We start from the raw sequence: 26,350 nt of genomic DNA on the forward strand, positions 1-26,350 counted from the left end.
AGGATTTTATCTTTTTTTGACGAAAAGAGTATGTTGTTGAGGTGAACATTGATGAAGACCAAAAAGCAGCAATATGTAACAATAAAAGGAACAAAAAACGGCTTAACATTGCATCTGGATGATGCGTGTTCTTTTGATGAGCTTCTCGATGGTCTTCAAAACATGCTGTCGATTGAACAATATACTGATGGCAAAGGCCAAAAAATCAGTGTTCATATTAAACTCGGGCATCGGTATCTGTATCAGGAACAGGCAGAGCAGCTGACTGATCTGATCGCGTCAAAGAAAGATTTAGTCGTGCATTCAATTGACAGTGAAGTCATCGCCAAAGAAGAAGCGCAGCGGATGAAAGAGGAGCAGGAAATTGTTTCTGTTTCCAAAATCGTCCGTTCGGGCCAGGTGCTTCACGTGACGGGAGATTTGCTTTTAATCGGAGATGTGAATCCCGGCGGTACGATCAGAGCCGGAGGAAATATATTTGTTCTCGGTTCATTAAAAGGGATTGCCCACGCGGGTTATAACGGAAATAACCGGGCTGTGATCGCCGCATCAGAAATGATGCCGACACAATTGAGGATCAATCACGTGTTAAATCGCTCCCCAGACCACATTCAAAAAGGGAACGACATGGAATGTGCTTATTTAGATACTGACGGAAATATGGTCATTGAACGCCTTCAGCAATTGGCTCATTTAAGACCTGATCTAACAAGGCTTGAGGGAGGAATGTGAAATTGGGTGAGGCTATCGTAATAACTTCGGGAAAAGGCGGAGTAGGTAAAACAACAACATCTGCAAACCTCGGTACCGCCTTAGCCATTTTAGGGAAGCGCGTCTGTTTGGTAGACACAGATATCGGACTGCGCAACCTTGATGTCGTAATGGGTCTTGAAAACAGAATTATTTACGACTTAGTAGATGTAATTGAAGGCAGATGCAAGACGCATCAGGCGCTTGTCAAAGACAAACGTTTTGATGATCTGCTGCATTTAATGCCGGCTGCCCAGACAAGCGACAAGACGGCTGTTGTCCCTGAGCAGATCAAATCGCTTGTGCAGGAGCTTAAGCAGGAATTTGATTATGTGATTATTGATTGTCCGGCCGGAATTGAACAAGGCTATAAAAATGCCGTCTCCGGAGCTGATAAGGCGATTGTTGTGACGACGCCGGAAATATCAGCGGTGAGGGACGCTGACCGCATTATCGGACTTTTGGAGCAGGAAGATATCGAACCGCCGCGCCTTATTGTGAACCGCATCAGAAATCACCTGATGAAAAACGGTGACACGATGGATGTGGATGAAGTTGTTCATCATCTGTCTATTGATCTCCTCGGAATCGTTGCTGACGATGATGAAGTGATCAGGGCTTCAAATATCGGCGAACCGATTGCCATGAATTCCAAAAACCGCGCCAGCATTGCGTACCGCAATATCGCCCGGCGCATTTTAGGAGAATCCGTTCCTTTGCAGGTGCTTGAAGAGCAGCAAAAAGGGATGATGGCGAAAATCAAGTCATTTTTCGGCGTGCGTTCATAATATATACCAGAATACAAAGATCTGATGAAGCCCAGCTTATCAGGTCTTTTTTGTTTTTCAAGAGCGCATATTTGCAATGGACAAGACATAGGATGTACAAACCCAACGATTGCAAAGGATGATGGCGATGAGTCACAGAGCTGATGAAATTAGAAAAAGACTGGCCAAAAGAAGAAAACAGCGGCCTGAATCAAAACGGACTTTCGTTCAAAACGCCCAAACGCAGAATTTTCCCGCGTGGCAGACGGTCAAGGAGCAGGAAAAGCACAAGCTTCTACCGGACTACGAATATCAAACGGAACACCCGCCCGAATTTAACGGACGGCATCCATTGATCAGCGCTCATTCTATTATTTTAAAATGCCTGCTGGCCGCCTGTCTCGTACTGATCTCCGCTATTGCCTATAAAACTGACAAACAGCCGCTGAGTCAGATCAAACCGGCGATCGCACAAACCTTTCAAAAAGAATTTCAGTTTGCTGCCGTAAGCAATTGGTTCGTATCTTCCTTCGGAAACCCGCTCGCTTTTCTTACGCCGGGAACGAAAAAGAAGGACGGTCAGGTGGCGGTCAGTCAGGATATGGCCGTTCCTGCCGCGGGGAAAATCCAGCAGGACTTTCAAAATAACGGAGAAGGCGTCGTCGTCGAAACCGCCAGCGAAGCCATTGACAGCGTAAAAGAAGGCTACATTATGGAAGTGAGCAAAGATAAAAAAACAGGGCTGACGGTGAAGGTGCAGCACGCCGACAATACCAGCAGCATTTACGGCCGGCTAAAAGATGTTAACGTTTCATTGTACGACTTTGTCGATAAAGGGAAAAAGATCGGTTCGATCAAGCTCAACGATAAAAGTAAAGGCCAGTACTATTTCGCGATCCAGGATGGCGATAAATTCATAGATCCGATCCAGGTGATCACATTTGATGAATAAATGGCTCATCCTCCTTTTTAAAATTCATGTCCATCCTTTTCTTTGGATTATCATGGGGCTTGGTCTTATGACGGGGCACATCAAAGCGCTGCTGTGTCTTTTGCTGGTCGTATCCGTTCATGAGCTGGGGCATGCTGCTCTGGCTGTGTTTTTTTCGTGGCGCATTAAACGAATCTTTCTGCTCCCTTTCGGCGGGACGGTTGAGGTGGAGGAGCACGGAAACCGGCCGCTTAAAGAGGAATTTGCGGTCATCCTGGCGGGCCCGCTTCAGCATGTGTGGCTTCAGGCGGCAGCCTGGCTCTTTTTCATGTCAGGCTTTGCAAGTGAGCAGACATTTGAGATGTTTACCTTTTATAATCTCTCCATTCTTTTCATCAATCTTTTGCCGATCTGGCCGCTTGACGGCGGAAAGTTCGTGTTTTTATACTTCTCTAAACAAATGGCTTTTCAAAAAGCGCATCTCCTCAGCCTGCAGACATCGGCCGTTTCCGCGCTTTTGCTCTGCTGCTGGATTGTGCTGGCCGTCCCCCTTCAGGTCAGCGCATGGGTTCTGTTCGTCTTTCTCGCCGTCTCTTTATGGGATGAATACCGGAAGCGGCATTATATTCAGCTGAGGTTTCTTTTGGAGAGATACTACGGCAAAAACCGCGATGTCGCCATGCTGCATCCTTTGACGGTCGCGGCCGATGCCAAAGTAAAGCATGTCATGGCCGAATTCAAACGGGGATGCAAGCACCCCATTATCGTTGAAAAAGCCGGCGAAAAGCTCAGCCAGCTCGATGAAAATGAAGTGCTTCATGCGTATTTTGCCGATAAACGGACAGATTCCTCTATGGAAGACCTGCTGCTGCCTTACTAGAAATAGATTGACATATCCTTTTGGTTCTGATATATTTTTTAATGTTATGGATGTAGCACCAATGCTACAACCGCTCGGGACAGGTGATAAGAGCTTTAAAGCCCCCTGTTGCTGGCGAGTCTTAGTCTAATAGGAGGTGCAGAGAATGTACGCAATCATTAAAACAGGCGGAAAACAAATCAAAGTTGAAGAAGGTCAAACTGTTTACATCGAAAAACTTGCTGCTGAAGCAGGTGAAACAGTGACGTTTGAAGACGTATTGTTTGTTGGCGGAGACAGCGTGAAAGTCGGCAACCCAACAGTTGCAGGCGCGACAGTTACAGCTAAAGTTGAAAAACAAGGCCGTGCGAAAAAAATCACTGTTTTCCGTTACAAGCCAAAGAAAAATGTTCATAAAAAACAAGGTCATCGTCAGCCTTATACTAAATTGACAATCGAAAAAATCAACGCGTAAGCATGATTGAGGCAACAATTCGAAGATCCCGGAATGACGGGGGCATATTGTCCTTTGAAATGACGGGACATGCCGATTTTGCTGAACATGGACGAGATCTCGTATGCGCCGGGGTCACGGCTGTCGTTTTCGGAGCGGTCAATGCGGTTATCGCGCTGGCTCCTCTCGAACCGATTCTTGATATAGGCGAGGACGGGGGTTATTTCTACTTTGAATTCCCTGAAGCCGCTGATCAGGAAGCTTTGCAAAAAGCGCAGCTGCTGATTGAAGGCATGATTGTTTCTCTTGAAACGATCGAGCGGGATTACAGTGAACACTTACGGTTGACTGCAAACCAAATATAGGAGGTGAGTTACATGCTTAGATTAGATCTTCAGTTTTTCGCTTCTAAAAAAGGTGTAGGTTCTACAAAGAACGGACGTGACTCTGAATCTAAACGTTTAGGCGCTAAACGTGCAGACGGTCAATTCGTAACAGGCGGATCTATCCTTTACCGTCAACGCGGAACGAAAATCTACCCAGGTGAAAACGTGGGCCGCGGAGGAGATGACACTCTTTTTGCTAAAATCGACGGAACTGTTAAATTCGAACGTTTCGGCCGTGACCGCAAAAAAGTGAGCGTATATCCTGTAGCTCAATAATGACACAAAAAACTCCGGTCGTTGACTGGAGTTTTTTTTGCAGTAAGCGGAGTAACATCAAGAATGAAAAGCAGAGGATGCGTGAGTGAACCCCGCCTTGAATGAGGACATCAGCTTCCCATACCCACTGGATATGTTCCCCAAGCAGTGATACCAAAAATGTTTCTGCCTGGCATCCGCATTGTATGCGATCCGAAAAAGGAACATGATGAACCAGGAAAAACAAGTGTTTTTTTAACAAAGCCTTCTCTGTTATAATTCATAGTACACACTTATCAAGACTCCTAAAAAGAAATTAAACGATTGGGAGTGCGAAAATGAAGGATGTATCGAAGAAACAAGAAGAACCTGTAAGCGATGCGGCTCTGATCAATGAGCTGATCCAATTAATGGGCCATTTCCGTCATGATTGGATGAATAAGCTGCAGCTGATAAAAGGAAACTTAAGTTTGCAGAAGTATGACAGGGTCGTTGAAATTATTGACGAAATGGTCATAGATGCAAAGCACGAATCAAAGCTCTCAAACCTGAAAACCCCGCACTTGGCGTTTGACTTTCTTACATTTAATTGGAAGTCCCGTTATATGAGGCTCGAATACGAAGTGCTCGGAGAAATTAAAGATTTATCGGCATATGATCAAAAGCTGTCGAACCTGATGAGAAAACTGTTTCATCTGTTCGGTCTGGCGGTAAACAATGAAAGTGAAAATCATCTGACCGTATCGCTGCAGACGGATCACCCTGACAGACAGCTTATTGTATATCTCGATTTTCATGGAACGATTGCAAATGCAGATGTGTTTGATGAATTTCGCAAATCCCGGCATGAGGACTTTGATGTCATGCAATTTGAGCTGACCGGCCATGAATGTGTGGCCGAAATTGGAATGAACTAGCGGTTTTTTACGGTTTAGAACGGAGGATATTATGTTTGTAGATCAGGTGAAAGTATATGTAAAAGGCGGCGACGGCGGTAACGGAATGGTTGCGTTCCGCCGTGAAAAATATGTGCCGAAAGGCGGGCCTGCCGGCGGTGACGGAGGTAATGGAGGCGACGTCGTTTTTGAGGTTGATGAAGGACTGCGTACGCTCATGGACTTCCGGTACCAGCGGCATTTCAAAGCGATACGCGGCGAGCACGGCATGTCTAAAAACCAGCACGGCAGAAATGCGGACGATATGGTTGTTAAAGTTCCGCCCGGCACAGTCGTAACGGATGACGATACAAAACAGGTCATTGCCGATCTGACTGAGCATGGGCAGCGTGCCGTCATCGCAAAAGGCGGACGCGGCGGACGCGGAAATACCCGCTTTGCGACACCGGCCAACCCGGCACCGCAGCTGTCAGAGCACGGAGAGCCCGGAAAAGAGCGCTATATCGTGCTTGAACTGAAAGTGCTTGCAGACGTAGGTCTCGTCGGCTTCCCGAGCGTCGGAAAATCTACGCTTCTGTCTGTCGTTTCATCGGCAAAGCCGAAAATCGCCGATTATCATTTTACAACGCTTGTTCCGAATCTGGGCATGGTGGAAACGGATGACGGAAGAAGCTTCGTCATGGCGGATCTGCCCGGTTTGATTGAAGGAGCGCATGAAGGAGTCGGCTTAGGCCACCAATTTCTCCGCCATATCGAACGGACGCGCGTCATCGTTCACGTCATTGACATGTCAGCGATGGAAGGCCGTGATCCGTATGAGGATTATGTCACCATTAATCAGGAGCTCAGTGAATATAATCTGCGGCTGACGGAGCGTCCGCAAATTATCGTTGCGAATAAAATGGACATGCCCGAAGCGGCTGAAAATCTTAAAGCGTTTAAAGAAAAGCTTCAGGATGATCACCCTGTCTTTCCGATCAGCGCGGTGACGAGAGAAGGGCTCCGCGATCTTCTGTTTGAAGTCGCCAACCAGCTGGAAACAACGCCTGAATTCCCGCTGTATGATGAAGAAGAACTGGCGGAAAACCGCGTAATGTACACGATGGAAGATGAAGAAATTCCATTTAACATTACGCGTGATCCGGACGGCGCGTTTGTGCTTTCAGGTGACAGCCTGGAACGCCTCTTTAAAATGACTGATTTCTCCCGTGACGAATCCGTCAAGCGTTTTGCAAGACAGATGCGCGGTATGGGCGTTGATGAAGCGCTCAGAGAACGCGGTGCTAAAGACGGCGATATCATCCGGCTTCTGGAATTTGAATTTGAATTTATTGATTAAAAAAACGGAGAGCTTGCAATGCAGGCTCTCTGATGTAAAAGGGAGGGGTGCAGGTGAAAGAAGAGACATTTTATTTAGTGCGTGAAGACGTTCTGCCTGATGCGATGCGGAAAACCCTTGAAGTCAAAAAGCTGCTCGACAGAAAAAAGGCTGAATCGGTTGCAGATGCTGTGCAGAAAGTTGATTTAAGCAGAAGCGCTTTTTACAAATACCGAGATGCGGTTTTCCCTTTTTACACGATGGTTAAGGAACAAATAATCACACTTTTCTTTCATTTGGAGGATCGGTCAGGCGCGTTATCCCAGCTTTTGCAGGCGGTGGCTGACTCAGGAAGCAACGTGCTTTCCATTCACCAGACGATTCCGCTTCAGGGCAGGGCGAATGTCACGCTCTCAATCAGTACGTCCGCAATGGAAGAAAACATTCATACGTTAATGAATAAACTGAGAAAATTTGATTTTATAGAAAAAGTTGAGATCTTAGGGTCAGGCGCGTAAGGAGAGAAGAGACATGAAAGTCGGTTATTTAGGGCCAGAAGCCACATTTACACATCTAGCAGTCAGTTCCTGCTTTCAAAACAGTGTGACACAAGCACCTTATCAAACAATACCGGCATGCATGGATGCGGCGGTTGCGGGAGAAGTTGATCTTGCATTTGTTCCTTTGGAAAACGCGCTGGAGGGCTCGGTTAACTTAACGATTGACTATTTGATTCATGAGCAGCCTCTTGCGATCGTGGGGGAAATGACGCTGCCGATTCACCAGCATCTGCTCGTTCACCCTTCGAGAGAAAATGAGTGGAAAAAGCTTGAGAAAATTTATTCTCATTCCCATGCGATTGCGCAATGCCACAAATTTCTTCACCGGCATTTTTCGTCCGTTCCTTATGAGTATGCGAAGTCAACAGGTGCGGCTGCCAAGTATGTCAGTGAGCATTCGGACCTTCCGATCGGCGTGATTGCAAATGAAATGGCCGCCGCTACATACGGATTGAGCATCGTGAAGCGGGATATTCAGGATTATCAGGACAACCACACGAGATTTGTCATTCTTTCGCCTGAAAAAGACGTCTCATTCGAAGTGAATGCGAAACTGTCTTCACGGCCGAAAACGACGATGATGGTAACGCTTCCCCAAGATGACCAATCAGGTGCGCTGCACAGGGTGCTGTCCGCTTTTTCATGGAGAAACCTGAATTTATCAAAGATCGAATCGCGCCCGACAAAAACGGGTCTCGGCAACTATTTCTTTATTATTGATATTGAACAGGCGATGGATCAGGTTCTCATTCCCGGTGCCGTTCAAGAGATGGAAGCCCTCGGCTGCCGGGTCAAGCTTCTGGGAACATATCAATCCTATTCGATATAAAAAAAGCCCTTCAGGGGGCTTTTTTTTTAATCTTTTATTAAAATACCCGCGTCGTCCAGCGCTTGGCAGGCTTGGTCAATCCGCTCTTTTGTCGGGGCGCTTAACGTATGGAGGTGCACGCCTCCGGTCAGCTGTGAAAGGTAAGCGGCATTTGTCGAGTTAATGTGATCCATGAATTGTTTGACTTCTTTCCGTGTACTGACTCTTATGGCGGCGGTTAAATCGCCGTATACGGGGTGTTCAATTATGACGTCCTTTATGGTGACGCCTTCATCGACAATGAGTGCAAGCTCTTCTTCCGTCCGCTCCGGGCCGTGCAGACAGGCGACAATCCGTTCGGCATTTTTTTCGCCGCCGGCATTCATGCTGATGTATAAGTAGCCTTGGCTCGTCGCGATAATCGGCTCGTTTTTTGCTTTCAAAAGCGATATGTCCTGCACGATCACCTGTCTTGAGACATTTGCTTTTTTGGCCAATTCGCCTCCTGTTAATGGCGAGCCGGCTTCTTTCAGCCAATGAAGCAGCATGTCGCGTCTTTTCTCCCCAGTAAGCTTCGTTCCTTCTGTCAAATTGCTGATTCTCCTTTCTTTTGCTCCCATAGCGCCGTAAATGTATGTATCAGCATATCGAGCTGTTCACATGTTGTTTCGTTTCCGAATGAGATCCGGAAAAACTGCCGCGCTTCCCGTTCGGTTTTTCCCAGCGCCTTCATAGCTGAAGAAGGGCCGTGGCTGCCGGCGGAACATGCGCTCCCGGTTGAGATGCAAATATCGTTACGATTACATTCTAACATAATATATTGTCCTTCAAAGGAGTGAAAAAAACACCCGACAATGTGGGGCAGGCATTCACCGCCGGTTTCTTCCTCTGAAAATGAAATGGGGAGGCCTTGACGCCGAATTTGGTCATACAAATAATTCCTCAGCCTGTCAGCATGCTCACGGTGTTCCTCCATATGTTTCACTGCATACTCGGCAGCAGCGGTAAAAGCGCCGATGGCCGGCACATTCACCGTACCGGGCCTGAACCCGTTTTCATGCACGGTATGCGGATAAACCGGGTTCCAGCTGACACCGGGCCGAATGTAAACAGCCCCGGTGCCTTTCGGGCCGTATACTTTATGACCGGAGACGGAAAGGGCGTCGATTCCCTCCTGATCCGCATCAATCGGCAGTTTGCCGAAACTTTGAACACAATCGCAATGCAGCAAAATGTTTCTCTGGTGAAGAAAAGCGGCCAGACGATTCACAGGCTGGATGAGGCCGGTTTCTGAATTGGCGTGCTGTATGGAAACAAGCCCCGTGTCAGGACGGATATGAGCCGCCAGTATGTCCTCGGTTATAAGGCCGTTTTCGTCGGGATATATGATGGTGACATTAATTCCACGGTCAGCTAAAAACGCCGCGGCATTATGGATCGAATGGTGTTCCATTGCGGTCGTAATAAAATGTTTTTTGTGATCGGGCAGGCCGTGCAGCAATGATTGGACGGCCAGGATGTTCGCTTCCGTTCCGCCGCTTGTAAAGTAAATGCCGTCTGCCGCTCCGCCGATCAATTTGCCTGCAGAATGTCTGCAATATTCCAGCACGTCCGCCGCTCTTCCTCCGGCGTCATGAAGGCTGCTTGCATTGCCGTATACCTCTGTGCTGAGATGCTGAAAGACTTTCGCGGCTTCTTTGCTTAAAGGCGCTCCCGCCGCGTAATCAAGATAAATCATACAGCCCGTCTCCTATCCGTTTATGTTAAAAAAAAGCTTGAGTTTATTTTATCGTTGTGTAAATATAGGTGTCAAGACAGGTGTAAACATAACAGGAGGGTGATGTATGTCTGAAAAAACAATTATCGTCATTGGTTCGGGGACGGCGGCCCTTGCCTGTGCTTCCTCATTTCCTCCGTCATACCAAGTGACCGTCATCACAAAGAGAAACGTAACGAACAGCAATTCGCATTATGCTCAAGGCGGGATTGCTGTTTCATATGCAAAAGATGACTCTATAGAATCCCATGTGAACGATACACTGTATGCGGGATGCGGACACAATGACGTGACAGCCGTGCGGCATTTGCTGAAAAGCGGACAAAGCATGATAAACAGGCTGATAGAAGGCCACTTCCCTTTTGATACGAAGTCGGACGGGACGTTTTGTCTCGGCAGGGAAGGCGCTCATTCCAAAAGGAGGATTCTGCACGCCGGGGGAGATGCGACCGGACGGATGTTAGTTGAGTTTCTGGTTCAGCAGCTGAGGGACGGCATACGGATCATTGAACACGAGACGGTTGTTGATCTGCTGATTGAACACGGACGATGCGCAGGCGTTGCCGTCAAGGATGCTTCAGGCGCCGTTTCTTACAGAAGAGCGGATAGTGTAGTGCTTGCATCAGGCGGCTGCGGCAGTCTGTACCAATATCACACAAATGATTCCGCCATAACGGGAGACGGCATCGCTCTTGCCTTCCGCGCGGGAGCTGAGATCACGGATATGGAGTTCACCCAGTTCCACCCGACCCTCCTTGTGAAAAACGGGACTGTGTACGGCCTGATTTCTGAAGCAGTGAGAGGAGAAGGCGGATATTTAGCGGATCGCTTCGGGCGCAGGATCATGGCTGGCAGACACGCGCTTGAAGATTTGGCGCCCCGGGATGTGGTTTCACGGGCGATTTATGAAGAAATGATGAAAGAAAATCCTGTTTTTATAAATTGCAGCCGAATAGCCGATTTTAAGAAACGTTTTCCGACCATAACAGAAATTTGTCAAACAGCCGGTGTTGATCTTGAAAGCGGGATTCCTGTAGCACCCGGAATGCATTTTTTAATGGGCGGAGTAAAAGCCGATACATGGGGGAAAACGTCCGTGCCTGATTTGTACGCCATAGGCGAGACCGCCTGCACAGGATTGCACGGGGCGAACCGCCTTGCGAGCAACTCACTGCTGGAAGCGCTGGCAAGCGGGAAACGATGTGCTGAACATATCATTCAAACGCCGTTAAACGGAAGATATAAAAAAACCCCGAAGAAATCTGACGTCATCTTAGAAGTGCCGGACACAGCGCTTCATGTGCTCCAAGCCAAAATGACAACCGGAGCGGGCATTGTCAGGGAAAAAGAAAACATGCAGGCGCTGGCATCCTGGCTTAACAACGTATCTGTGCGTCATATAAATGTGAAGGGAATCACAATAGAACAAGCCGAGCTATCCTGCCTATGGAAGACTGCGCAACTTGTTGTGACCTCAGCCCTTATTCGGGAAGAAAGCAGGGGGGCTCATTTTCGCGCTGATTTTCCCGGGACGGAGAAAGAGTGGCACGGAAAACAAATCATTCATTCAACATCTGGAACAGCTATCAGAAAAAACGAAAGGATTGGGGAACTATGGACATTCTGCAGCTGAAACAAATGCTGACTCATTTTTTTCAGGAAGATATCGGAACGGGTGATGCGACGTCACAAGCGATTTTTTCTGATCAGCAATGTAAAGCGCGAATCATCGCAAAAACAGACGGCGTGTTTGCCGGAGAAGCCGTTATCCGTGAAGGATGGAAGCTTTTACACGATGATATCCGCATCCGCTCCCTGAAAAAAGACGGAGAACGGATGAAAAAAGGAGACGTGCTCGCTGAAATGGAAGGCCAGGCGGCGGCTCTTCTTACGGGGGAGCGGGTCATTCTGAATCTCATACAAAGAATGTCAGGCATTGCGACAATGACGGATGAGGCCAAAAGGCGTCTTGATGATCCGACTATCAAGCTTTGTGATACGAGAAAAACGACACCCGGGCTCAGAATGCTGGAAAAATACGCCGTTCGGGTCGGAGGCGGCTTTAATCATCGCTTCGGCTTATATGACGGCATCATGATTAAAGATAATCATATTGCCGCCTGCGGATCGATAAAGGCGGCCATGGAGCGGGCAAGAAAAACGGCGGGGCAGATGCTTGCGGTGGAAGTCGAAATCGAATCCGAACAGCAGCTGCTCGAGGCAATAGAAGCGGGTGCAGACGTTATTATGTTTGACAACTGTCCGCCTGAGTCCGTCCGGCGTTTTGCAGGTATGACACCGGGCCATATCAAAACGGAAGCATCCGGAGGCATAACGCTCGACACATTGCCCGCTTATAAAGGAACGGGGGTCCAATATATTTCACTCGGATTTCTGACTCATTCAGTAAAAAGCGCCGACATCAGCATGGATGTTGAGGCAGCGGAACAGGGGGATTTTTAAGATGTCTATTTTTGACGTGCTAACTGCATCAGCCGAAATGATGCCGAGCCATTATAAAGACATGAGCACTGGAGAAATGGAAAAGCGGGTCGCCGCCATTAAACGGGCTTTCGGAAAGCGCCTGTTCATTCCGGGGCATCACTATCAAAAAGACGAAGTAATACAATTCGCCGATACGGCAGGTGACTCCCTGCAGCTTGCTCAAGTGGCAGAAAAAAATAAAGAGGCGGAATATATTGTGTTTTGCGGCGTGCATTTTATGGCGGAAACCGCTGATATGCTGACTGATGATAACCAAACCGTCATTTTGCCCGACATGCGCGCCGGATGCTCGATGGCTGATATGGCAGATATTCAGCAGACGGACAAAGCATGGCAAGAGCTTCAAGAACTGTACGGTAACACCATCATTCCGTTAACATATGTTAACTCGACGGCGGAAATTAAAGCATTCGTTGGACGGCACGGAGGAGCGACCGTCACCTCTTCGAATGCCCGGAGTGTGCTGAAATGGGCTTTTAAACAAAAAGAGAGAATTTTATTTTTGCCGGATCAGCATTTAGGCAGAAATACGGCCTATGACCTCGGCATTCCGCTGACAGAAATGGCTGTATGGGACCCGGTGCAGAACCGATTGCTTACTGACCATCCGGAAAACATTAAGGTTATCCTTTGGAAAGGGCATTGCTCCGTACACGAAAAGTTTACAGCGGAAAATATTTCTCAGCTGCGGCAGCGGGATTCCGGCATCCGCATTATCGTTCATCCGGAATGTTCGCGGGAAGTGGTCTCGCTCAGTGACGACAGCGGGTCTACCAAATACATTATTGATACGATCGAACAGGCTGAACCGGGAAGCAAGTGGGCGATCGGCACGGAAATGAATCTTGTCCAGCGCCTCATTCACTCGCATCCGGATAAACAGATTGAATCATTGAATCCCGATATGTGTCCGTGTCTGACAATGAACAGAATCGACCTGCCGCATTTATTGTGGTCGCTTGAGCAGCTTGAAAAAGGCGAGCCGAAGGGTGTCATTAAAGTTCCGGAAGCGGTTCGGACAGAAGCGCTTCGTGCTTTGAACAGAATGCTGAGTCATACGTAATCATAAAAATTTCCCCTCCTTCCCAAATTTTTTATCATCATGCCCAGTCCATCGGCATATAGTGTGAAGAAACGTATTGTAATGACAAATGTACCGTTCACGTTTTGTGCATAGGAGGGGAAAACGTTGAAAATTCATATCGTTCAAAAAGGCGATTCGCTCTGGAAAATAGCTGAAAAATACGGAGTTGATCTTGAAGAGTTAAAAAAACTGAATCATCAGCTTAGCAATCCAGACTTAATTATGCCTGGAATGAAGATAAAGGTGCCTTCAGAAGCCGTTCCGGTCAGAAAAGAACCTAAGGCCGGCTTCGGAACGTCTGCGCATAAGCATGAGCATCCATATGCCAAAGAAAAACCGAAATCAGTTGTGGACATTGAAGACACCATACCGGAAGAACCAAAGCCGTCAATTCCGTATGTGCCGCCAATCCCTGAAAAGCATGAAAATGTGCTGCCGGAAGCTGATATGAACCAATATTACCCGTCCAATCAGCTGTTTCAGCCGTGGTCGCCTCCTAAGCCGGAGGAACCGGTGACACATTTTGTCGAGCCGAAAGAAAAAGAGCATGACAATAACATTCCACAACAGGAGGAAATGATCAACATGGAAAACGCGAATTACCCGAATATGCCAAAGGCGCCTGAAGCCGGAAAGATGGAAGAAGAAAACGCCGCTTATCATCTGCCGAACATGCCAAACATTCCGAATGTCCCGTTTCCGAATATGCCGGCCGTTGAACCGTCTTTTATGCATTATCCGATGCCGTGCATGCCTTGTCCTTGTCCGGTTCCGGTGACACCGATGCTGCCGGGTTCGGGACTATGCCATCCGTGCTTCCCGGTAGGCGGAGGTTTCGGCGGTTTTGGAGGAGGTTTTGGAGGCTTTCCGGTCATGCCGATGCCGTTACCGTACGGATTCCATCATCCGGGATTTGGGCCGCATGCGGGTTACGGTGAATATGAAAACCAGGCCCATGAAAATGCAGAGCATTATGATGGTTCTGCATCTGGTTTCGGCGGTGCTCCGTACGGTCAAATGCCGTATTACGGCGGATATTCGTCACATTACGCAAACGCGCCTCATCATGATGGAAAATATAAGGATGATGATTGCGGCTGCCATGATTCACATCATCACCACCACCATCACCACGGTTCACATCACCATCACGCAAATATGCCTGTGCAGCCGTATCCGAATATGGGTGCAAACGCCGGATATTTTATGCCTTACGGCGGAGCAAATCCTAATGCCGCGCCGAATCAGCCGAGTCCAAATCAAGTATTCGGACGGCCGGAGGAAGAAGAAGATTAATGTTTCGGGACGATGTATGTCGTTCCTTTTTTTATGTCCAACTGAGGAATGGACATAACTGACAAGCTTAAACCCGCCGCCCGCCGCGCATCCTAAACATGAGCGGAAAACGCTCAAAACAGCGATGAATCCACGGGGGGTTTTTCCATTGGGTAAAAAACTGATGACGATCGCGGGCGTTTTAGCCGTGACGGCAAGCTTAACGGCATGCGGAGCAAATAATGCCATGAATGACGGACGCTACAACCAGTCAACACGTCCGGTCGGATATTATTCGAATGATAATGGTAACGGCAGAGGCCAGTACGGAATGGACCATCAAGGACCCGTTTCTGAAATGATGGAAAACCGAAACGGCCGTCATAATACGACAAACGTGTCCGACCAGTACGCGCCTAATGACGGGGCTCCGTTAACGACGGACGGCACATATAACGGCCGAAATGTCAATACGCCGCCGGCAGCAATGTCTTATAATGGGTATGACAACGCCGAAAACATCAGGTTGGCGGCAAAAGTTGCAAACCGCGTGAAAAAAGTAAAAGGCGTACAGGATAGTCAGGTCATCGTGACTGACACGAGAGTCGTCATTGCCGTCAGAACAAATCATCCTTTTACGAAGAATGATGATAAACATGTCAAACATGCGGCCAAAAAATTCGCGGACGGCCGTACAATTCAAGTGTTTACCGACAACGCTACTTTTACAAAGCTGCAAGACATGAACAGAAACAGCCGTTAAACGGGACTGCCGGATGATTTCATCCGGCAGTATTTTTATGAATAAAGCTTCATCATTTCTTTACATATTCTTAAAACGCTCTTTATATTGCGGTGTTAACATAAAAGTAATAAAACGTAACGGAGGGGCCGGAATGAAAAAAACGGAGCATGACAAAAGCCGCGGAGCAAAAACTGTGTATCTGACCGTAAGGGGATACCGGCTCAAACTGACGCCCGGACAAATGAAACTGATTTCAGCCGGCCGGGCATAATCATCGCAGCAGCCCTCATTTAGAGAGCTGCTTTTTTTCGGCTGAAACAGACAAATGAAAGAAAACGATTAAGCACCGGCATCTTTGGTCAAACTAGCATCAAGAGTTTGATTGAATAAAGAGGTGTTATTGGTGAAACGAATTTGCGGTGCTCGTCTATTGTTTATGCTTGTCTTATCGGCTGCAGTCCTGATTTGCGGAGGAAAAGGCGCATATGGGGCGGAGGTTGAGCTTTACGGGCCGCTTCGGGTGCACGTCCAGCTGGAAAAGGTCTATCTTGACGGTGATGTCGGCATCGAACATACGGATGAAACCGTTTTAGCGATGGAGGATTTTTGGGCCTCATATGCCGGCTGGACGCTCGTTGAGCAGAAAAAAGGCTTCGTCCTTTTCCGTAAGCATGTTGATGACATTTCTCCGCTCAGTAAGGTTAACGGTTATATCGGCGTCACGGACGGAGGCGTCATCTCCACTTTTCACGGCCGTCCCGGATCGCTGGCCGAGCCGATTCAATCTTTCTTCCAGATTGATATAGAAAGACTGGAAAGCCGATTGCAAAAGCACTTGGAACACGGCATACCGTACAGGACAAAAGCGGAGTTTGAGAGCGTGATCGATCATATTAAGACTTACAGCGGCTGACTTTGACGCAAGACATGTGACACATGTCTTTTTTTTCTGAATGGAAGGTGTCAAAGCGAACATACGTTAACTTTTCTATAAGACTTTGGCTGTTTTTGTGTTACAATGATAAGCAGTCAAAGAGGTGAATAGGTGTGATTGAATTCGTGAAGGGGACGATTGATTATGTATCTCCCCAATACATCGTGATTGAAAACGGCGGAATCGGCTATCAGGTCTTCACTCCGAATCCGTTTATTTATAAGGTAAGCAATCAAGAGACCATTTTTACGTATCATCATATAAAAGAAGATGCCTTTTCTTTGTACGGTTTTTCAACCCGGGAAGAAAAAGCGCTTTTCACAAAGCTGCTGAACGTCACCGGCATCGGGCCGAAAGGGGCGCTCGCCATCCTCGGTTCCGGTGATCCCGGAGCCGTCATCGAAGCGATCGAACAGGAAGATGAAGCCTTTTTGGTGAAATTTCCGGGTGTGGGCAAAAAAACGGCGCGGCAGATTATTCTTGATTTGAAAGGCAAACTGGCCGACGTCGTGCCTGAAATGATTGACAACCTGTTCAATCATGAAGCGCGCATTGAAAAACAAGAGGCTGAAACGGCGCTTGACGAGGCGCTTGAAGCGCTCCGGGTTCTCGGCTACGCCGAAAAAGAAATTAAAAAAGTGCTTCCTCACTTAAAAGAGGAAACGGCGCTTTCAACAGATCAATATGTGAAAAAAGCATTGCAAAAATTATTAAAGTAAGGTGATGTTCATGGATGAACGGCTCGTTTCAAGTGAAGCAGACAGCCATGAATCAATAATCGAGCAAAGCCTCAGGCCGCAGAATCTCGCCCAGTATATCGGCCAAAAGAAGGTGAAAGAAAATCTGCGCGTGTTTATCGATGCGGCGAAAATGAGGCAGGAAACGCTGGACCACGTTCTTTTATACGGGCCTCCGGGTCTCGGGAAAACAACGCTTGCGTCTATCGTGGCCAATGAGATGGGTGTGGAGATGCGGACGACGTCAGGTCCCGCCATCGAAAGACCGGGGGATTTGGCAGCCATTTTGACGGCGCTCGAACCAGGGGATGTGCTGTTTATAGACGAAATTCACAGGCTGAACCGCTCAATTGAGGAAGTGCTGTACCCGGCGATGGAGGATTTCTGCCTTGATATCGTCATTGGAAAAGGCCCGTCCGCCCGCTCCGTCCGTCTCGACCTTCCCCCTTTTACGCTTGTAGGAGCGACGACAAGGGTCGGATTATTGACCGCACCGCTCAGAGACCGGTTCGGGGTGCTGTCGCGCCTTGAATACTATACGCAGGAAGAGCTGACAGATATCGTGTCAAGAACGGCTGACGTTTTTGAAGTGGATATCGAAAAAGCACCGGCTCTGGAAATCGCCAGACGGTCAAGGGGAACGCCGCGGGTTGCAAACCGTCTGCTCAGAAGGGTGAGAGATTTTGCCCAGGTGCTCGGCGACAGCCGCATCACGGAAGAAATCGCTCACGACGCGCTCGAACGTCTTCAAGTCGATGCGCTCGGCCTTGACCATATCGACCATAAGCTGCTGATGGGCATGATCGAAAAATTCAGCGGCGGTCCCGTCGGTCTTGATACGATTTCCGCGACAATCGGCGAAGAACCGCATACAATAGAGGATGTGTACGAACCGTATCTGCTGCAGATCGGATTTCTTCAGAGGACGCCGAGGGGACGGGTCGTGACTCCGGCTGTGTATGAACATTTTCGATTGGAGGCGCCCGCCCGTGACTGACTTTCCGAAGGTTCTCATGGTTCTCGGTGCCGTTTTGCTTATTGCCGGCGCAGTCTGGCACTTTGTCGGAAGGCTGCCCGGAGATATTTTTGTTAAGAAGGGAAATGTTACATTTTTCTTTCCCGTTGTCACTTGTATTGTGATCAGTGTGATACTATCCATTCTGCTTAATTTTTTCGGCAGAATAAAATAACAATAGACAGAATTAAGGTGAAATGATGAAAGTCGATTTATTTGATTTTGAACTGCCTGAACGCCTCATTGCCCAAGTGCCGCTTAAAGAGCGTGACGCATCGCGGCTGATGGTGCTCGACAAACAGACGGGCGGGCTGACGGACAGTTCATTTAAAGAGATTGTAAGCTTTTTTAATGAAGGGGATTGCCTCGTCTTGAACAATACCCGTGTGCTGCCTGCAAGATTATTCGGCACAAAAGAAGATACGGGAGCGAAAGTGGAGCTTCTGTTATTAAAACAGGAAGAAAATGATACATGGGAAACGCTCGTAAAGCCGGCGAAACGCGTAAAAAAAGGAACGGTCCTGACATTTGGCGACGGCCGGCTGACAGCGGTCTGCACGGAGGAGCTTGATCACGGAGGCAGAAAAATAGAATTCCGGTATGACGGGATTTTTTACGAAGTGCTTGAATCACTCGGTGAAATGCCGCTGCCTCCTTATATTAAAGAGCAGCTTGATGATAAAGAACGGTATCAGACCGTCTTTTCAAAAGAAATCGGATCTGCCGCAGCTCCGACGGCCGGACTTCATTTTACGGAAGAGATTCTGGACGAGCTGAAGCAAAAAGGTGTGCGGATTGAATTTATCACACTTCATGTGGGACTCGGCACATTCCGCCCGGTCAGTGCGGATGATGTGGAAGAGCATAACATGCACGCGGAATTTTATGAAATGACGGAAGAAACCGCCGCCTCTTTAAACGAGGTCAGAAAGGCGGGAGGGCGTATCGTGTCGGTCGGGACGACATCAACGCGCACCCTGGAAACCATTGCCGGCGAGCATGCCGGCGAATTTACCGCTTCAAGCGGCTGGACGTCCATCTTCATTTATCCGGGATATGAATTTAAGGCGATTGACGGCATGATCACCAATTTTCATCTGCCGAAATCTTCCCTTATTATGCTCGTTTCTGCGCTTGCCGGCAGAGAGCATGTTCTTTCCGCCTACCGTCATGCGGTAGAAGAGGAATATCGTTTCTTCAGCTTTGGCGACGCCATGCTGATTATCTAATTTGAATGACAGGAGGCCTCATACAAAGTGGCTGAACAACCGATACGTTATGAATTTATAAAGGAATGCAAACAAACGGGAGCGCGCCTGGGCAGAGTCCATACGCCCCACGGCTCCTTTGAGACGCCTGTATTTATGCCGGTCGGCACGCTTGCTACGGTAAAGACGATGTCTCCGGACGAGCTGAAATCTATGGATGCGGGCATTATTTTAAGCAATACGTACCATTTATGGCTCCGCCCGGGACATGACATTGTAAAAGAAGCGGGCGGGCTTCATAAGTTTATGAACTGGGACCGCGCGATTTTAACGGATTCCGGCGGTTTTCAGGTCTTTTCATTGAGCAAGTTTCGTAATATAGAAGAAGAAGGTGTTCATTTCCGCAATCACTTAAACGGAGACAAGCTGTTTTTATCTCCGGAAAAAGCGATGGAAATTCAAAACGCCCTCGGCTCTGATATCATGATGGCGTTTGATGAGTGTCCGCCGTATCCGGCAGAGTATGATTACATGAAACGCTCTGTGGAACGGACCAGCCGCTGGGCGGAACGCTGCCTGGAGGCGCACGGGCGCTCAGATGAGCAGGGGCTGTTCGGAATCGTACAGGGCGGAGAATACGAAGACCTGCGGACACAAAGTGCAAAAGACTTGGTTTCGCTTGATTTTCCGGGGTATGCCATAGGCGGGTTATCTGTCGGCGAGCCGAAGCACGTCATGAACCGAGTGCTTGAGTTTACAACTCCGCTTTTACCGAAGGACAAGCCGAGATATTTAATGGGTGTGGGTTCACCGGATGCCTTAATTGACGGCGCCATCCGCGGCGTGGATATGTTTGACTGCGTACTGCCCACCCGGATTGCCCGAAACGGCACGGTGTTTACGAATGAAGGGCGTCTGAATATGAAAAACGCCAAATATGAGCGTGATTTCCGTCCGATTGATGAAGAGTGCAGCTGCCATACATGCAAAAATTACTCCCGCGCTTACATCAGACATTTGATCCGCTGTAATGAAACGTTTGGAATTCGATTAACAACTTACCATAACCTTCATTTTCTGTTACACTTAATGGAGCAGGTCAGACAAGCCATCCGGGAGGATCGTCTTGGTGATTTCCGAGAAGAGTTCTTTGAGCGTTACGGCTATAATAAGCCAAATGCGAAAAGCTTCTAAATAAAACCATTCTTGAAGGGAGGGAAACAGATGGGTACTTTAGGTACAATCGTTCCTATTATTTTAATGTTTGCAGTGCTTTATTTCCTGCTCATCCGTCCGCAGCAAAAGCAGCAGAAGGCCGTACGCCAGATGCAGGAAGAGCTGAAAAAAGGGGATTCAGTGGTGACAATCGGAGGATTGCACGGCACTGTTGAGTCAATTGATGAAAGCAAGGTCGTCATTAAAACAGGTGATAACACCCGTTTAACATTTGACCGCCGCGCAATCAGAGAAGCTTCCGCTGAATAACAGCGAAGCTCATACATACAAAAAAAGAGCGGAGAATCCGCTCTTTTTTTATTACGCTGATCTGCTTCCTTTCAAATTCACTCCGAAAATGCCGCCCAGCATACTGACTCCCAAAAAGCCGAGATGAAACAAAAGCTGACCGGATGTAAACGTTTTTCCGAACCCTAAATATTGAAACAGCAAGATAATTAATGAAAAACAGACGGCGGTTAACGCTCCGATCATCCAGCCTTTTTCCTTCGCTTTGCCGCCCGATATAAAACCGCCCGCAAATAAAGAAAGAAAAGAAAGCGCGGTGATCAGCCAGCTGAAAGATGATTCTTCCATTGAGGTAACCGTCAGTAAAAGCGAAATCGCCAAACTCGTAAGAAGCATCACCGCAAAGATAGCCACTAAGCCGTACAAGACGCCTCTTCCCACTTGTTTCGTTTCTTCCATTTTTATCTCCTCTCCGCTCTGCGGCCTGATATATGACAAGCCGGAGCCCGTCTTTTTCTAAATGTATTCTCTGAATGTTCGAATTAGACGTAAATGCATGATGTTCAGCCCGTTTCTTACATAATTCAGAGCCGATGGCAAATGCTATGACCGTTGGAGGTGCGATATGGAAGATATTTTCATTATTACGTTTCGTACGATTGTGCTTTATTTTATCATTCTTGTGATTTTCAGACTGATGGGAAAACGGGAAATCGGAGAACTGAGCATTTTAGACCTTGTCGTCTCCATTATGATTGCCGAGATTGCCGTATTGGCAATTGAAAATGTAAAAGATAAGCTTTTGCATACGATTGTGCCGATTGTCGTTTTAATGATTATTCAAGTAAGCCTTGCTTTTATTTCGCTCAAAAGCCAAAAAATACGGCAGCTGCTTGACGGAAAACCCACCATTATTATAAAACAGGGAAAAATTGATGAACGGGCGATGAGATCGCAGCGCTACAATTTTGACGATCTTCTTATGCAGCTGAGGGAGAATAACATCGATAGAATCTCTGACGTGTCATATGCCATTTTGGAGTCTTCAGGCAAACTGTCGATCGTCAAAAAGAAAAACAATAAGGATAAGCAGATGGAAACATCGCTTATCGTTGACGGGGTCATTCAGAACGAGCATCTGGACAGAATCGGGAAAGATAAACACTGGCTCGAAAAAAATTTAGCAAAAAGAGGATATCGCGATCTTTCGGTTATATCATTCTGCACGTTTACGGACGGCGCTTTTTTTATTGATCTTAAAGATGAAAAAGGGGAGCCGTGAATCGGTTTCACCGCGTCACGAACTTGCCGATGACCGGAATCCGGATCAGCTCTTCCCTTTTAATCAGCCTGAATAACAGAAGAAGCGCTATATACAAAATCGCGGTCATTGCAATCCAGCCTGTGAGATTAACAGCCTCTGACCCTGAAAAATGAACGGTGTGCTTGATGATGCGGCTGACATAACCGCAAATGAATATGACGGCAAAACAGAGCGCGTATTCTTTTATTTTAATGCTGATCGGAAGCACCTTGCTTACGGTGGCCGCATGCATCAGGGTGACAAGGACCATCCCCGTTACAATCGCAAGTGCGGCGCCCATGATGCCCAAGGAAGGCCTGGTCGCCAAAACAAAAATTAGGCCAGTTTTGACAGCGGCGCCGATAAAACTGTTCATCATGGCGGCCCCGGCTAAATTGAGAGCCTGCAGCACCGCCTGAAGGGGCCCCTGAAAATAGTAAAGCAGAAAAAACGGCGCCATCACTTTAACAAATACCGCCGCATTAGTTGATCCGTACATGACGGACATCAGTTCATCAGCGAAAGAGAATAAAATAACCACCGAAATGCCTCCGCTTAAAAGACACAGCCTCATCGCCTGTTCCAGACGGTATTCGACAACTTGCAGCTTTTTTTGCTCCATTCCTTCACTGATCGCAGGAACAAGCGCCGTTGACAGAGAATAGGTTATAAAGCTGGGCAGCGTCAAAACCGTCATGGCAAATCCGGTCAGCTCCCCGTACTGGCTGGTGGCGGCAGCGGTGGCCACTCCTGCAATCGCAAGGCTTTGCGCGACGACAATAGGTTCAAAAAACCAAGATAAATTTCCGATGAAGCGGCTTCCGGTTGTCGGGAGCGACACGCTCATCAGCTGGCGGAAGGTTTCTTTTCCATTTGCGATCGACTTGAAAAATTGTTTTCTGATTCTGATTGTTTTATTTGCTTTAAAACAAATGAATAAATAAATAAGAGAGGCAAGCTCCCCGATGACAGACGAAATCATGGCTCCGGCTGCGGCATATTCAATCCCGTACGGCAGAAACACCGTCGTGCAGACCGCGACAAGTGAAATCCGCACGATCTGCTCAAGTACTTGGGAAAACGCCAGCGGGTTCATATTCTGCCTGCCCTGAAAGTAACCGCGCAGCACGCTGGAGATCGCGATAATCGGCACGACGGGCGTAATCGCCAGAAGCGGGTAAACCGTGCGCTGATCCGTCAGCATCGTTTCGGACATAATCGGCGCAAAGCATAAAAACAGCGGCGTGAAGATGAGACTTAATATCCCGGTGACGGTAAGCGACATCACTAAAATATGTTTCATTTTCTGCCGGTCCCCCCGCGCGCTCGCTTCAGCGACAAGTTTGCTGATGGCAACGGGGAGGCCGAATTGAGTCAAAGTGGTGGCCAAGAAAAATGTCGGGGCAGCCATCATGTATAAACCGACCCCTTCTTCACCGATAAACCGGGCGATAACCACCCGGTTGACAAAGCCGAGCATTCTCGTAATCATCCCGGCTGCGATGAGAATAAGAGTGCCCCTTAAAAAAGTCTGTTTTGCCATTTTATAAACCCCTGCCTTCTCAAACTACCTGGAATCATATACAATAAAGATATGCGCCGATGTCGTCCGAGCATGACAAGTCTTCGAGAAAAATGGAAAAAGGAGCGAGCGCCCAGTGGAGAAACATCCCGCCGAAATGTACAAAGATCATTTGCGGCCTTTCTTGTACAGTAAACTTGAAGAGTTCAAAATCCTCGGATACGATGATGTTGAGCACGAGAGTTTATGGTCATACTTAATACATAAAAAGTGGAAACAGAAAAAGGAACTGCCGCTGCATGAATTGGCCGGTCATATTTTATCAGTTAAAATTGGCGATTTTATGAACTATGCAACCGTTGAAGCTTTTAAGTCGTCTAATTGGCTGGAAAGCGATGAGGGTCAGGAAGCTTTAGATGAACTGCTGAGATAATGATTTGACGGCATAGGTTTAAGGAGGAAATACATAATGAAAAAAGGACGCTTGATTGCGTTTTTCCTGATTGTATTATTGATCGGCACAGGGCTGGGGTATTTTACAAAACCGGCTGCCAATAATATTACGTTAGGATTGGATTTACGCGGCGGGTTTGAAGTTCTGTACGATGTGCAGCCCGTCAAAAAAGGCGATAAAATCACAAAAGACGTGCTCGTCAGCACGGTGCAGGCGCTGAACCGCCGGGCTAACGTTCTCGGCGTAAGCGAGCCGAACATTCAGATTGAAGGAAATAACCGCATCCGCGTACAGCTGGCGGGCGTCACGAATCAGAACAGGGCGCGCGAAATTCTGTCAACGGAAGCGCAGCTCTCGTTCAGGGATACGAATGATAAAGAGCTGTTAAACGGCTCTGATCTCGTGGAAAACGGCGCGAAGCAAACCTTTGATCCGACGACGAACGAACCGATTGTCAGCGTTAAGCTGAAGGATGCGGATAAGTTCGGCGAAGTGACGAAAAAAGTCAAGAAAATGGCGCCTAATAATCAGCTTGTGATCTGGCTTGATTACCAAAAAGGCGATTCATTTAAAAAAGAAGTCGGCAAAAAACATCCGAAATATGTATCCGCTCCGAATGTGAGCCAGGAATTAAACACGAAGGATGTCACAATTGAAGGCCAGTTTACCGTTCAAAAAGCGAAGGATTTGGCCAATATTTTAAACGCGGGCGCGCTGCCTGTGAAACTGACCGAAAAATACTCTACTTCAGTAGGGGCGCAATTCGGACAGCAGGCTTTGCATGATACGGTAGAGGCCGGCATTATCGGTATTGCAATTGTTTTCTTATTTATGCTGCTTTATTACAGACTGCCTGGACTCATAGCGGTAATTACGCTTTCTGTATACGTGTATATTACGCTTCAAGTGTTTGACTGGATGCAGGCGGTGCTGACGCTTCCGGGTATTGCGGCGCTCATTTTGGGTGTCGGGATGGCGGTTGACGCCAACATCATCACCTATGAACGGATAAAAGAAGAACTGAAACTCGGCAAATCCGTCCGCTCAGCTTTCCGTTCAGGGAACAGACGGTCATTCGCGACGATCTTTGATGCGAACATTACAACGATCATCGCAGCGGTCGTGCTCTTTATTTTCGGGACAAGCTCTGTAAAAGGGTTTGCGACGATGCTGATTCTGTCAATTCTGACAAGCTTTATTACAGCTGTCTTCCTTTCAAGATTCCTGCTCTCCCTTCTCGTGGAAAGCAGATGGCTTGACCGGAAAAAAGGCTGGTTCGGCGTCAAGAAAAAACATATTATGGACATTCAAAAAACGGATGAAAATACTGAACCGCATACGGCATTCCAAAAATGGGATTTCACGAGCAAGCGAAAATACTTCTTTATTTTCTCAAGCGCTGTAACCATTGCGGGAATTATCATCTTAATGGTCTTTAAACTCAACCTGGGAATCGATTTTGCAAGCGGCGCGCGGATTGACGTGCAGAGCAATCATTCTTTGACGGCGCATCAGGTTGAAAAAGATTTTGATTCTCTCGGCATGGAGCCGGAAAACATCGTGCTTTCTGGTAAAGAGAACCATGTTGCCGCGGCCCGGTTTGTCGGAGAGCCATCTAAAGAAAAAATCGCTGAAATCAAAACGTACTTTAAGGACAAATACGGATCTGAACCGAACGTCAGCACGGTATCGCCGACAGTCGGAAAAGAACTGGCCCGTAATGCTTTATATGCTGTCGCCATTGCATCAATCGGCATCATTATTTACGTATCAATACGTTTCGAGTACAGAATGGCTATCGCCGCGATTGTCTCCCTGCTGTATGACGCTTTCTTTATCGTCGCGTTTTTCAGCATTACAAGGCTGGAGGTCGATGTCACCTTTATCGCCGCTATTCTCACCATAATCGGTTACTCGATAAATGATACGATCGTTACATTTGACCGGATACGCGAGCAGATGAAAAAACGTAAGCCGAAGTCATTTGCCGATCTGGAACATATCGTGAATCTGAGCTTGCAGCAAACCTTTACACGTTCGATCAATACGGTCTTGACCGTTGTGATTGTTGTCGTCGTGCTGCTCATTTTGGGCTCATCGTCAATTACAAACTTCTCCGTCGCTTTATTGGTCGGTTTATTGACGGGCGTTTATTCCTCTCTTTACATCGCCGCGCAGCTGTGGCTTGTATGGAAAGGTAAAGAATTTAAAGGGAAAAAATCAATCGAAGAGTAAAATGGGAACAGGCTGTCTTCCGGAAGGCAGCCTGTTTTTTCAGGCCGCATTGAACTTAAAACCTGCATTTGCTATAATGACATACGCTTACATAATCAATCATCATTG

At 47.6% G+C, this 26,350-nt stretch carries 31 protein-coding genes and 1 other annotated feature; of the genes, 27 read left to right on the top strand and 4 right to left on the bottom strand.

Annotated elements, in window-relative coordinates; all coding sequences use genetic code 11:
• The first annotated feature begins 51 nt into the window (after positions 1-51).
• From minC to pheA, 11 genes are all read left to right on the top strand, one after another.
• Positions 52-732, top strand: coding sequence for a septum site-determining protein MinC (gene minC / locus V7728_RS05680; protein ID WP_003152653.1), 681 nt, complete (start codon positions 52-54; stop codon positions 730-732).
• A gap of 2 nt (positions 733-734) precedes the next feature.
• Positions 735-1,538 carry a septum site-determining protein MinD gene (minD, locus tag V7728_RS05685; protein WP_016938784.1) on the top strand — a complete coding sequence of 268 codons (804 nt, stop codon included), beginning with the start codon at positions 735-737 and terminating at the stop codon, positions 1,536-1,538.
• A 127-nt stretch (positions 1,539-1,665) separates the two neighbouring features.
• Positions 1,666-2,469 (top strand): M23 family metallopeptidase, encoded by an 804-nt coding sequence (locus V7728_RS05690; RefSeq protein WP_007408168.1) that lies wholly within the window; start codon positions 1,666-1,668, stop codon positions 2,467-2,469.
• Complete coding sequence (locus V7728_RS05695; RefSeq protein ID WP_033574183.1) at positions 2,462-3,328, top strand: M50 family metallopeptidase; 867 nt, start codon at positions 2,462-2,464, stop codon at positions 3,326-3,328. The genes V7728_RS05690 and V7728_RS05695 overlap by 8 nt, the downstream gene beginning before the upstream one ends.
• Before the next feature lie 58 nt (positions 3,329-3,386).
• Positions 3,387-3,460, top strand: a sequence feature (ribosomal protein L21 leader region).
• A 13-nt stretch (positions 3,461-3,473) separates the two neighbouring features.
• Positions 3,474-3,782, top strand: coding sequence for a 50S ribosomal protein L21 (gene rplU / locus V7728_RS05700; protein WP_003152660.1), 309 nt, complete (start codon positions 3,474-3,476; stop codon positions 3,780-3,782).
• A gap of 2 nt (positions 3,783-3,784) precedes the next feature.
• Positions 3,785-4,126 (top strand): ribosomal-processing cysteine protease Prp, encoded by a 342-nt coding sequence (locus tag V7728_RS05705; RefSeq protein WP_012118103.1) that lies wholly within the window; start codon positions 3,785-3,787, stop codon positions 4,124-4,126.
• A gap of 12 nt (positions 4,127-4,138) precedes the next feature.
• Complete coding sequence (gene rpmA, locus V7728_RS05710; protein ID WP_003152662.1) at positions 4,139-4,423, top strand: 50S ribosomal protein L27; 285 nt, start codon at positions 4,139-4,141, stop codon at positions 4,421-4,423.
• Positions 4,424-4,740: 317 nt separating this feature from the next.
• A complete protein-coding gene (locus tag V7728_RS05715) occupies positions 4,741-5,319 on the top strand; it encodes a sporulation initiation phosphotransferase B (RefSeq protein WP_007408171.1) in 579 nt (192 codons plus the stop codon).
• A gap of 31 nt (positions 5,320-5,350) precedes the next feature.
• A complete protein-coding gene (obgE, locus tag V7728_RS05720) occupies positions 5,351-6,637 on the top strand; it encodes a GTPase ObgE (protein ID WP_007408172.1) in 1,287 nt (428 codons plus the stop codon).
• A 53-nt stretch (positions 6,638-6,690) separates the two neighbouring features.
• The gene (thrR, locus tag V7728_RS05725) at positions 6,691-7,134 is read left to right on the top strand and encodes a transcriptional regulator ThrR (RefSeq protein WP_007408173.1); all 444 of its coding nucleotides are present in this window, start codon (positions 6,691-6,693) and stop codon (positions 7,132-7,134) included.
• A gap of 13 nt (positions 7,135-7,147) precedes the next feature.
• Positions 7,148-8,005, top strand: a complete 858-nt coding sequence (pheA, locus tag V7728_RS05730) for a prephenate dehydratase (protein ID WP_003152668.1) — start codon at positions 7,148-7,150, stop codon at positions 8,003-8,005.
• A gap of 26 nt (positions 8,006-8,031) precedes the next feature.
• Here pheA and V7728_RS05735 read toward each other — a convergent pair whose 3' ends face one another.
• Entirely contained in the window at positions 8,032-8,574 is a 543-nt protein-coding gene (locus V7728_RS05735; protein WP_012118101.1) for a transcription repressor NadR, read from the bottom strand.
• Positions 8,571-9,722: an IscS subfamily cysteine desulfurase gene (locus tag V7728_RS05740; protein WP_025285057.1), complete on the bottom strand. Its 1,152-nt coding sequence runs from the start codon at positions 9,720-9,722 to the stop codon at positions 8,571-8,573. Before V7728_RS05740 ends, V7728_RS05735 begins: the two co-directional genes overlap by 4 nt.
• Before the next feature lie 106 nt (positions 9,723-9,828).
• Between V7728_RS05740 and nadB the strand changes: the two genes are divergently transcribed.
• The 13 genes from nadB (at position 9,829) to yajC (ending at position 20,749) form a co-directional block, all read left to right on the top strand.
• Complete coding sequence (nadB, locus tag V7728_RS05745) at positions 9,829-11,394, top strand: L-aspartate oxidase (protein ID WP_099566994.1); 1,566 nt, start codon at positions 9,829-9,831, stop codon at positions 11,392-11,394.
• Positions 11,376-12,224, top strand: coding sequence for a carboxylating nicotinate-nucleotide diphosphorylase (gene nadC, locus V7728_RS05750; RefSeq protein WP_099566993.1), 849 nt, complete (start codon positions 11,376-11,378; stop codon positions 12,222-12,224). Before nadB ends, nadC begins: the two co-directional genes overlap by 19 nt.
• Before the next feature lies 1 nt (position 12,225).
• Complete coding sequence (gene nadA / locus V7728_RS05755; RefSeq protein WP_012118097.1) at positions 12,226-13,329, top strand: quinolinate synthase NadA; 1,104 nt, start codon at positions 12,226-12,228, stop codon at positions 13,327-13,329.
• 126 nt (positions 13,330-13,455) lie between these two features.
• Positions 13,456-14,646 carry a SafA/ExsA family spore coat assembly protein gene (gene safA, locus V7728_RS05760; RefSeq protein WP_043021679.1) on the top strand — a complete coding sequence of 397 codons (1,191 nt, stop codon included), beginning with the start codon at positions 13,456-13,458 and terminating at the stop codon, positions 14,644-14,646.
• A 148-nt stretch (positions 14,647-14,794) separates the two neighbouring features.
• Entirely contained in the window at positions 14,795-15,388 is a 594-nt protein-coding gene (locus V7728_RS05765; protein WP_099566992.1) for a YhcN/YlaJ family sporulation lipoprotein, read from the top strand.
• Between the two features lie 133 nt (positions 15,389-15,521).
• Positions 15,522-15,641, top strand: coding sequence for a hypothetical protein (locus tag V7728_RS20470; RefSeq protein WP_007612850.1), 120 nt, complete (start codon positions 15,522-15,524; stop codon positions 15,639-15,641).
• A 132-nt stretch (positions 15,642-15,773) separates the two neighbouring features.
• Positions 15,774-16,283, top strand: coding sequence for an intercompartmental signaling factor BofC (locus tag V7728_RS05770; RefSeq protein WP_099566991.1), 510 nt, complete (start codon positions 15,774-15,776; stop codon positions 16,281-16,283).
• A gap of 134 nt (positions 16,284-16,417) precedes the next feature.
• Entirely contained in the window at positions 16,418-17,023 is a 606-nt protein-coding gene (gene ruvA / locus V7728_RS05775) for a Holliday junction branch migration protein RuvA (RefSeq protein ID WP_003152683.1), read from the top strand.
• 10 nt (positions 17,024-17,033) lie between these two features.
• On the top strand, positions 17,034-18,038 hold the full coding sequence (gene ruvB / locus V7728_RS05780) for a Holliday junction branch migration DNA helicase RuvB (RefSeq protein ID WP_007408185.1): 1,005 nt from the start codon (positions 17,034-17,036) through the stop codon (positions 18,036-18,038).
• Positions 18,031-18,231, top strand: coding sequence for a DUF2905 domain-containing protein (locus V7728_RS05785; RefSeq protein ID WP_099566990.1), 201 nt, complete (start codon positions 18,031-18,033; stop codon positions 18,229-18,231). Before ruvB ends, V7728_RS05785 begins: the two co-directional genes overlap by 8 nt.
• A gap of 25 nt (positions 18,232-18,256) precedes the next feature.
• On the top strand, positions 18,257-19,285 hold the full coding sequence (gene queA / locus V7728_RS05790; protein WP_015240297.1) for a tRNA preQ1(34) S-adenosylmethionine ribosyltransferase-isomerase QueA: 1,029 nt from the start codon (positions 18,257-18,259) through the stop codon (positions 19,283-19,285).
• 27 nt (positions 19,286-19,312) lie between these two features.
• A complete protein-coding gene (gene tgt, locus V7728_RS05795; RefSeq protein WP_007408186.1) occupies positions 19,313-20,458 on the top strand; it encodes a tRNA guanosine(34) transglycosylase Tgt in 1,146 nt (381 codons plus the stop codon).
• A gap of 30 nt (positions 20,459-20,488) precedes the next feature.
• On the top strand, positions 20,489-20,749 hold the full coding sequence (gene yajC, locus V7728_RS05800) for a preprotein translocase subunit YajC (protein WP_012118091.1): 261 nt from the start codon (positions 20,489-20,491) through the stop codon (positions 20,747-20,749).
• 51 nt (positions 20,750-20,800) lie between these two features.
• On the opposite strand, the gene V7728_RS05805 is transcribed toward yajC, so the two are convergent.
• The gene (locus V7728_RS05805; protein ID WP_003152697.1) at positions 20,801-21,187 is read right to left on the bottom strand and encodes a TIGR04086 family membrane protein; all 387 of its coding nucleotides are present in this window, start codon (positions 21,185-21,187) and stop codon (positions 20,801-20,803) included.
• A gap of 166 nt (positions 21,188-21,353) precedes the next feature.
• Here V7728_RS05805 and V7728_RS05810 point away from each other — a divergent pair, with 166 nt between their 5' ends.
• Positions 21,354-22,010 carry a DUF421 domain-containing protein gene (locus V7728_RS05810; protein WP_003152699.1) on the top strand — a complete coding sequence of 219 codons (657 nt, stop codon included), beginning with the start codon at positions 21,354-21,356 and terminating at the stop codon, positions 22,008-22,010.
• Positions 22,011-22,017: 7 nt separating this feature from the next.
• On the opposite strand, the gene spoVB is transcribed toward V7728_RS05810, so the two are convergent.
• Positions 22,018-23,574 carry a stage V sporulation protein B gene (gene spoVB / locus V7728_RS05815; protein ID WP_099566989.1) on the bottom strand — a complete coding sequence of 519 codons (1,557 nt, stop codon included), beginning with the start codon at positions 23,572-23,574 and terminating at the stop codon, positions 22,018-22,020.
• A 115-nt stretch (positions 23,575-23,689) separates the two neighbouring features.
• Here spoVB and V7728_RS05820 point away from each other — a divergent pair, with 115 nt between their 5' ends.
• Together V7728_RS05820 and secDF are read left to right on the top strand one after the other, a co-directional pair.
• Positions 23,690-23,986, top strand: coding sequence for a post-transcriptional regulator (locus V7728_RS05820; protein WP_007408189.1), 297 nt, complete (start codon positions 23,690-23,692; stop codon positions 23,984-23,986).
• 36 nt (positions 23,987-24,022) lie between these two features.
• Positions 24,023-26,242 carry a protein translocase subunit SecDF gene (gene secDF, locus V7728_RS05825; protein WP_059368045.1) on the top strand — a complete coding sequence of 740 codons (2,220 nt, stop codon included), beginning with the start codon at positions 24,023-24,025 and terminating at the stop codon, positions 26,240-26,242.
• The last annotated feature ends 108 nt before the right edge of the window (positions 26,243-26,350 follow it).

Source organism: Bacillus sp. JHAA, from assembly GCF_036961585.1.
Classification (GTDB): Bacteria; Bacillota; Bacilli; order Bacillales; family Bacillaceae; genus Bacillus; species Bacillus velezensis.

What these genes read in the sequence shown, in the direction of transcription:
- minC (WP_003152653.1), top strand. Translation starts at nt 52, where the DNA reads ATGAAGACCAAAAAGCAGCAATATGTAACAATAAAAGGAACAAAAAAC.
- V7728_RS05690 (WP_007408168.1), top strand. Translation starts at nt 1,666, where the DNA reads ATGAGTCACAGAGCTGATGAAATTAGAAAAAGACTGGCCAAAAGAAGA.
- V7728_RS05695 (WP_033574183.1), top strand. Translation starts at nt 2,462, where the DNA reads ATGAATAAATGGCTCATCCTCCTTTTTAAAATTCATGTCCATCCTTTT.
- rplU (WP_003152660.1), top strand. Translation starts at nt 3,474, where the DNA reads ATGTACGCAATCATTAAAACAGGCGGAAAACAAATCAAAGTTGAAGAA.
- V7728_RS05705 (WP_012118103.1), top strand. Translation starts at nt 3,785, where the DNA reads ATGATTGAGGCAACAATTCGAAGATCCCGGAATGACGGGGGCATATTG.
- rpmA (WP_003152662.1), top strand. Translation starts at nt 4,139, where the DNA reads ATGCTTAGATTAGATCTTCAGTTTTTCGCTTCTAAAAAAGGTGTAGGT.
- V7728_RS05715 (WP_007408171.1), top strand. Translation starts at nt 4,741, where the DNA reads ATGAAGGATGTATCGAAGAAACAAGAAGAACCTGTAAGCGATGCGGCT.
- obgE (WP_007408172.1), top strand. Translation starts at nt 5,351, where the DNA reads ATGTTTGTAGATCAGGTGAAAGTATATGTAAAAGGCGGCGACGGCGGT.
- pheA (WP_003152668.1), top strand. Translation starts at nt 7,148, where the DNA reads ATGAAAGTCGGTTATTTAGGGCCAGAAGCCACATTTACACATCTAGCA.
- V7728_RS05740 (WP_025285057.1), bottom strand. Translation starts at nt 9,722, where the DNA reads ATGATTTATCTTGATTACGCGGCGGGAGCGCCTTTAAGCAAAGAAGCC.
- nadB (WP_099566994.1), top strand. Translation starts at nt 9,829, where the DNA reads ATGTCTGAAAAAACAATTATCGTCATTGGTTCGGGGACGGCGGCCCTT.
- nadC (WP_099566993.1), top strand. Translation starts at nt 11,376, where the DNA reads ATGGACATTCTGCAGCTGAAACAAATGCTGACTCATTTTTTTCAGGAA.
- nadA (WP_012118097.1), top strand. Translation starts at nt 12,226, where the DNA reads ATGTCTATTTTTGACGTGCTAACTGCATCAGCCGAAATGATGCCGAGC.
- V7728_RS20470 (WP_007612850.1), top strand. Translation starts at nt 15,522, where the DNA reads ATGAAAAAAACGGAGCATGACAAAAGCCGCGGAGCAAAAACTGTGTAT.
- ruvB (WP_007408185.1), top strand. Translation starts at nt 17,034, where the DNA reads ATGGATGAACGGCTCGTTTCAAGTGAAGCAGACAGCCATGAATCAATA.
- queA (WP_015240297.1), top strand. Translation starts at nt 18,257, where the DNA reads ATGAAAGTCGATTTATTTGATTTTGAACTGCCTGAACGCCTCATTGCC.
- yajC (WP_012118091.1), top strand. Translation starts at nt 20,489, where the DNA reads ATGGGTACTTTAGGTACAATCGTTCCTATTATTTTAATGTTTGCAGTG.
- V7728_RS05805 (WP_003152697.1), bottom strand. Translation starts at nt 21,187, where the DNA reads ATGGAAGAAACGAAACAAGTGGGAAGAGGCGTCTTGTACGGCTTAGTG.
- V7728_RS05810 (WP_003152699.1), top strand. Translation starts at nt 21,354, where the DNA reads ATGGAAGATATTTTCATTATTACGTTTCGTACGATTGTGCTTTATTTT.
- spoVB (WP_099566989.1), bottom strand. Translation starts at nt 23,574, where the DNA reads ATGGCAAAACAGACTTTTTTAAGGGGCACTCTTATTCTCATCGCAGCC.
- secDF (WP_059368045.1), top strand. Translation starts at nt 24,023, where the DNA reads ATGAAAAAAGGACGCTTGATTGCGTTTTTCCTGATTGTATTATTGATC.